Below are 6589 nucleotides of genomic sequence, written 5' to 3' on the forward strand. Positions count from 1 at the left end.
CCCTTTGACAAAAAAGAGAATTTATGACCTAAAAACTGGTATTAAATCTATTCCCATACGACTCCTGACTCCTGACTCCTGACTCCTAAGAAGTACCCTACCTATTTGTAGCAAACATTTATAAAATTGGTATAAGCTTTTTATGGTGGCTAATTAGGGCTTGCTGATTAAATCTAAAAGTATTTATACATAAAGGTTTTAGCCTTTTTAAGTATCAAAAAGTGCAAGGTTTTAAGTGATAATGCTTCAATTTAGGAGCGGATTTTGGTCAAGATTTGGGCAGAAAAATCAAGGGACAAAACGCCCGCTCCTACCTCCTCGCTCATTCCCTTTTCTCCTGTCTCCCCCTCCCCTCCTGGGAGGGGCTAGGGGTGGGTTGGGAGGGGCTAGGGGTGGGTTGGGAGGGGCTAGGGGTGGGTTGTCTCCTGTCTCCTAACCTCACCCATAAGACTTTTTCAGCAAACCCTAATTAGCTAACGAGTAATTATAGCAGTCAAAGGAAAGTTTAGAACATTTAAAAAGTTTAAAACTCAGACAACGTAATATTTTTCCTTCTTCCTTCCTTCTTCCTTCTTTACTTCTTCCTTCTTCCTTCTTCCTTCTTTCTTCTTTCTTATTTCTTCTGCATAGATAATGATAATATCAAGATGTTCATATAGTTTTCTTGAATTATCAGTAAAAATGTCTCCAGAAAAATTTTTGTCATCCCCTGTTTGGCGTACCAGAATAAAGACCTACTTCAAACTTATGGATGTGGATAAAAACGGAGTTTTAACTCTCTCCGACTTTGAAGAAATTGCAAATCGTTTAATTCAACTTCAAAATGATTCATCAAAGAATGAAGAAATTCGTGAGATGTGTCATTCTCTGTTTCAGAATTTTATGGCTGGAGGGGGACCAGTTGATAGTAATACTCAAGTTAGTGAAGAAGAATTAATTGCTAATGTTGCAAAGACCGTATCTTTAACTGAACTAGATAAACCACTTGCATTATCTAGGCAAAAAAACGAACTCTTCTTCGATATTATAGACACAGATCGCTCTGGACAAATATCCCGCGAAGAGTACCGAAAGTACCTGGCAGTATACACGGGAGTAGAACAATCTGACCGTGCTGACCAAGCTTTTGATTCCATTGACTCAGATAAGTCAGATTCCATCAGTCGTGAGGAGTTTGTCGAAGCTCATAGACTCTACTGGTATGAAATTGGCGATGAAAAAGATAATTCTCCTCTTCCCTATGGACAATTAATCGATTCATAGAACTTTTTAGTAATGATCGACAAGTAGTAATTCTGGTCGGAATCTTTTTCTCAAAAAGAAGTTTTACCGACCTGCCTAACTATCTCGATATAACTACTAAAGTTTTTCACAAGTATTTTTTCACATATTATTTTGACTTTGGGCATAGTAGTTTTGACTAATTCATTTCTGATAAATTATCCTAAAATCAGAGGAAATTAGAGAATCAAAAGCCGATGGCTTTACCGAATAATTAATAATTATTAATTAAATAATTCAGCTTTACTAGCTTTCCCTTTCAAGGGTAAAAAAGCGGTCGTTTGCGGAGCATTCCGTAGGATGGAATGGCGAGGAAACCTGCGCCATATCGAATGGACCAAGAGAAGAAATAATATTTTCTTATATTCAATTCCGTAACGGTTTTAACCAGAGGTAATTACCCATTACCCATTAATGAATTCTTACTTCTACATAGATAATGATAATATCAAGACATTCATATAGTTTTCTTGACTTATCAGTAAAAATGTCTGCAGAAAAATTTTTGTCATCCCCTGTTTGGCGTGCCAGAATGAAGACCTACTTCAAACTTATGGATGTCGATAAAAATGGGGTTTTAACTCTCTCCGACTTTGAAGAAATTGCAAATCGTTTAATTCAACTTCAAAATGATTCATCAAAGAATGAAGAAATTCGCGAGATGTGTCATTCTCTATTTCAATATTTTATGGCTGGAGGGGGACCAGTTGACAGTAACACTCAAATTAGTGAAGAAGATTTGATTGTTAATGTTGCAAAGACCGTATGATTATCATTAGCTGAATTACCAGATAAAATATATGAAGTAGGCAGACTTGACATCCTCCCGACGCTGCTCTGCGAGACAGCGCAGGATTCCCATCCATCAATCAAACAGACTGTAGGGGCGGGTTGACACCTCACTGGAAAATGCTGGCAATGCAAGTAATCACGCTTCCTCTGTGTCCGATAAATAATCGACCAGTGCCCCTCGGCGACTTGATTGAACAGTTACAGTAATCTTAACCTTGATTTTTGGTTAAGCAATATTTGCATATTAACAGATTATCTGTAAAACCGCAAGATTGATTGGCATTCCCATACGGCGCTCTCCCTACGGGAGAGCGAGGGTATAAATGCCAACATTTAGATAAAAACGAGCTTTTCTTCGATATTATTGACACCGATCATTCTGGGGAAATATCTCGTGAAGAGTAGCGAAAGTACCTTGCAGTATACACTGGAGAAGAAAAGTCTGACAATGCTGACCAAGCTTTTGACAGTATCGACTCAGATGGCTCAGGTTCCATCAGTCGTGAAGAGTTTGTTGAAGCTCATATACACTACTGGTTTGAAATTGGGGGTGAAAAAGATAATTCTCCCCTTCCCTATGGAAAATTAGTCGATTCTTGACATCCTCTCCCGTTAAATCTCGCGATTATAACGGGAGATTCCTAAACCTCACGATAGAGGTAGGTGTAACCTATACCGGACGTCCTCGAGGCACCTACGAGGTCTATCTCAATATGCCCAAAGAGGAAGAAGCCAAGAACACTGCCATTGCTGATATTGATACCTATTTTCTAGGAACTATGAGTTTCTTTGTCTTGGAGAGCGATCGCCCAACCTCAAAAACATTTCTATTTGACATTACCGATGAGTTACTTCAGCAAATTAAAAAATTGAAGGAGTTCAACCCAGATTCACTTTCCATCTCTATTCTCAAGAATGGCGGACCTGTGGATGAAACCATAACTGTTGACAAGTTAGAAATCTACACTGGTGAATAACAGGCTATTTAAGTACTGAAGAACCATAATTTTAATCTCTTGACAAAGAGTAATAAAGTCAGAAAGACTCTCATAATTGTCAATTTGATTAATTTTGACAGGGCTTAACCAAAGAGACTATACATAGCAAATACTAATTTAGGCGATCGCTAAACCCATAGAGCGATCGCCTTTCCCATCAAAACCCCCTTAACTGGACTTTTAAATTTTTTACACTGAAAATGGCTTCAAACCCAGTATTAGCAGGTGAAATACCTGAATTTGCTTAAAATGGCTGAAACCTAGATATATCAAGAAAACGTTCTATTTAAGGTAAAAATATTACTGTATCAGGACTTACGCAAAGACACTGTGTATAGAGTCCAGTAACTATTGGACAATAGTTATGGGTACTATATATAGCGTATCTGCGTAAGTCCTATGTATAAAGGTTTAGCCTTATTTTTAACCTATTTTTTCCAAAAGTCTAGTTAACCCAACAACACTTTCATTCTATGAAGCTCAAAAAAAGAAGTGGGGTCGGAAAAAAAATAGGCTTGCATCCTCAAACCAACTCTGATCGTATAATGTTGTTGGGGATTTATCGCCCCTACGCTAGACTATTTATTCAACACAAAACATTTCCGAAAACCGAAAAAGCTGTCTTTAATTATCACACAAACAACTTTTTGTCAAAACAGCAAAGAATGACCAAAGAAAAATTAGTCATTTTGAGCAAAGAAAATTAAGAAAAAGATCGGGCAATACAACGGCAGAATAGGGATTAACAGCATTAAAAGTCAATCAAGACATAAAATGCCCGAATTTTATCACAAGTATAGAATATCACAAAATCGAAAAAAATCCCTAAAAATATTGAAACCTCGTTAACCAACTCAGAAAAATTTCCTTATTTAACAATCAGACAAAAACGGTAAAGTTTAAAATATTAAAACCAAAAACAGAAACCTATAATTACATCTAATTTAAACCTCCAAAACAAAATATTATCAACCAAATCAAAAATAAAAAAACAAACACTTATTCAAACAAATATTATTAGGCACATCCGCAGCTCATCAATGCAACATTATTCACCGAAAAACTGGGCTTGAAGCTTCCCCCTAAAAGGAAGAGGATAGAATAAAAGGAAAATATTTTCTTGTTTCTCCTTTAAGGGAGAGGATTTTTACCTCACGGGGTGACAAGCAGCTCAAAGCTATTGTTGTATAAAGGTTTAAAGGATGTAAGCAATGGTGAAAAATTGACTGGTTTTGTAAGAATGATAATCATTATTAGTGGTGGTGTGGGTTCGCGATATAGCTGCCGCTAGGCTCCGCCAACACGAACCCACCCATTTTTAAAAAAAGATTATCATTATTATTGGCAAAAATCCATATTTTCTACAAAAGTAGAATCCTGGAAATCCTTATCCAACAATAGTTTTGAGGAGCTTGTCACCCCGTGAGGATTTTTACCTTAATTATTCGGTAACAGGCTCTTGATAGCGAAGCTCCTCCGGAGGAGGCAATAGAGCAAACGCGCAGTCGTGAGAACCATCTCTGGATTAGATTCCGCAAGATATTTGATTTAAGTGGACTCTTTGTTGGCGTAGCCTTGCGGAGCGCAAACCAAGAATCCTGGTTTCAGGAGAATCTCCGCGCCTTTAGGTTGGAGAGTATGTTAACCAACTCAGACTGAATTTTTTCTAGTTGCAAATAACGACCAATTAATACTAACTTAGTCTCCCTAACTTCCTCTTTTTTCCACTGACGGTCATAGAAATAATCAAAGCGCGAACCAACTCCCTGTAAAACTAAACGCATTGGTTTATTCGGCACCGCAACAAAACCTTTAATCCGATAAATTTCATCATTTATTGCTAACTTTTTCAAATTTTCTACTAACTCTTTTGGTTCAAACTCTTCCTCTAAAACTAAATGAACAGAATTAATTTCATCATCATGTTCGTGGTCTTCCTCCGTATCATGGTGACTAGGGCGAGCATCTAAATCATCTTCAACTGCTGCATTAAATCCTAACAATATATCCGGACTAATTTCTCCCCCAATACAAGGAACGATTTTTACAGTTTTAGGTAACTGTTCCTTTAACCAATTTTGTACTTTATTTAAAGTAGCTTCATCAACCATATCAACCTTAGTTAATAACACCAGATCGGCACAAGCTAATTGGTCTTCAAATAATTCCTCAATTGGTGTTTCATGGTCTAAATTTGGGTCAGCTTGACGTTGAGCTTCTAGAGCATCAATATCTCCTACTAAAGTACCATTTGCTACTGCCTCACAGTCAACAACAGTAACAACTCCATCTACAGTTGCAGAAGTCTTAATTTCCGGCCAACGAAATGCTTGTACTAAAGGTTTAGGTAATGCTAACCCAGAAGTTTCTATTAAAATACTATCAATTTTTTCTCGACGTTTTAAGAGTTTTTGCATAGTTGGAAAAAATTCTTCTTGCACTGTACAACAAAGACAGCCATTTGTTAGTTCAACAATGTTATTAGTGGCATCTTCTTCATCACAAACTTGACAGGAACGTAGAAGTTCTCCATCTATGCCAACTTCTCCAAATTCATTAACTAAAACTGCAATACGACGACCTTGATTATTTTGTAATAAATGGCGAATTGTGGTAGTTTTTCCACTGCCGAGAAAGCCAGTAATTACAGTAACAGGAATTTTTGTACTCATAATTTTTAATAATGTTTATTGATGATTTTTTTAGCAAATATTAGCAAATAGAAAATTGATAATATTGATAATAAGGAAAAAGCTAGGAATCAAAGATTAGAAGAAATAAAACTAAGTATAAAATTCCCTAGACTTATAATTTGGCTTAAATATCTTCAGAAATTTAAGTAATACTAAATACGTTTATGAAAAGGTACTTTATTCCAAATCTTATCGTAAGCATTCAGTTATTAGATGTCAGTTATCAGCAACAATACTCTCTTGTTAAGGACAGTGTTTAAATTAAAATAGACTTTAAGGGCAAGGGAGGCAACTTTTTTAGTAAGAAAGTTAAATATTGCTTTTATCCTAAACTAAAAACAATAGCTGACAGCTAAATGCTTATATATTCTCCTAATAAAGCTCCTATCTAAACCGAATTTATTCTGCGGAATGCTGCACAAACAGCTATTAGCAGTCAGCTAGTGCAGAATGGCGGAAATAACTGACCAGTTACAAAATCCTAAAAGCCATACCAATGAATACTTGTGAATTCTGACTTCCGCGTAGCGACACTATTTTCCTTGCTTGGAACTACGTTAACAGCAATTAGTAATAAAGTAAGCATTCAGCCGTCAGCTAGCCTCTTTCAGAGGAACTGCGGACTTCAGCTATCAGCTATGAATTATTAACTCATTATCTTGGAAGAAGGAATTAGTCGTCAAGGAGTGAAATATGTTTGCTTCCGCATTCCGCAGGAAATGAAATATTTCTGTCAGCTAACCTTAGTCTTTGCTTGACTCAAATAAAAGCTGATAGCTGTTTGCGGAGCATGACAAACGGAAATGCTAATAGCTGAATGCTTAC

General features: G+C 36.6%; 5 protein-coding genes and 1 pseudogene. 5 read left to right on the top strand and 1 reads right to left on the bottom strand.

Features of this window, described 5'->3' with window-relative positions:
• The first annotated feature begins 633 nt into the window (after positions 1-633).
• The 5 genes and pseudogenes from F6K54_RS37795 to F6K54_RS37810 all read left to right on the top strand — a co-directional run bounded on the left by F6K54_RS37795 (position 634) and on the right by F6K54_RS37810 (position 3778).
• Positions 634-1263 (top strand): EF-hand domain-containing protein, encoded by a 630-nt coding sequence (locus F6K54_RS37795; protein WP_293089167.1) that lies wholly within the window; start codon positions 634-636, stop codon positions 1261-1263.
• 505 nt (positions 1264-1768) lie between these two features.
• Positions 1769-2050, top strand: coding sequence for an EF-hand domain-containing protein (locus tag F6K54_RS37800; RefSeq protein WP_293089169.1), 282 nt, complete (start codon positions 1769-1771; stop codon positions 2048-2050).
• 482 nt (positions 2051-2532) lie between these two features.
• Positions 2533-2673: pseudogene (locus F6K54_RS43520) on the top strand (hypothetical protein); the annotation flags it as partial.
• A gap of 113 nt (positions 2674-2786) precedes the next feature.
• Positions 2787-3050 (top strand): hypothetical protein, encoded by a 264-nt coding sequence (locus tag F6K54_RS37805; protein ID WP_293089171.1) that lies wholly within the window; start codon positions 2787-2789, stop codon positions 3048-3050.
• A gap of 494 nt (positions 3051-3544) precedes the next feature.
• Positions 3545-3778 (top strand): hypothetical protein, encoded by a 234-nt coding sequence (locus F6K54_RS37810; RefSeq protein ID WP_293089173.1) that lies wholly within the window; start codon positions 3545-3547, stop codon positions 3776-3778.
• An 897-nt stretch (positions 3779-4675) separates the two neighbouring features.
• On the opposite strand, the gene cobW is transcribed toward F6K54_RS37810, so the two are convergent.
• Entirely contained in the window at positions 4676-5743 is a 1068-nt protein-coding gene (gene cobW / locus F6K54_RS37815) for a cobalamin biosynthesis protein CobW (protein ID WP_293089175.1), read from the bottom strand.
• Between the last annotated feature and the right edge of the window lie 846 nt (positions 5744-6589).

Origin of the sequence: Okeania sp. SIO3B5 (assembly GCF_010692555.1) — a bacterium.
Lineage (GTDB): Bacteria > Cyanobacteriota > Cyanobacteriia > Cyanobacteriales > Microcoleaceae > Okeania.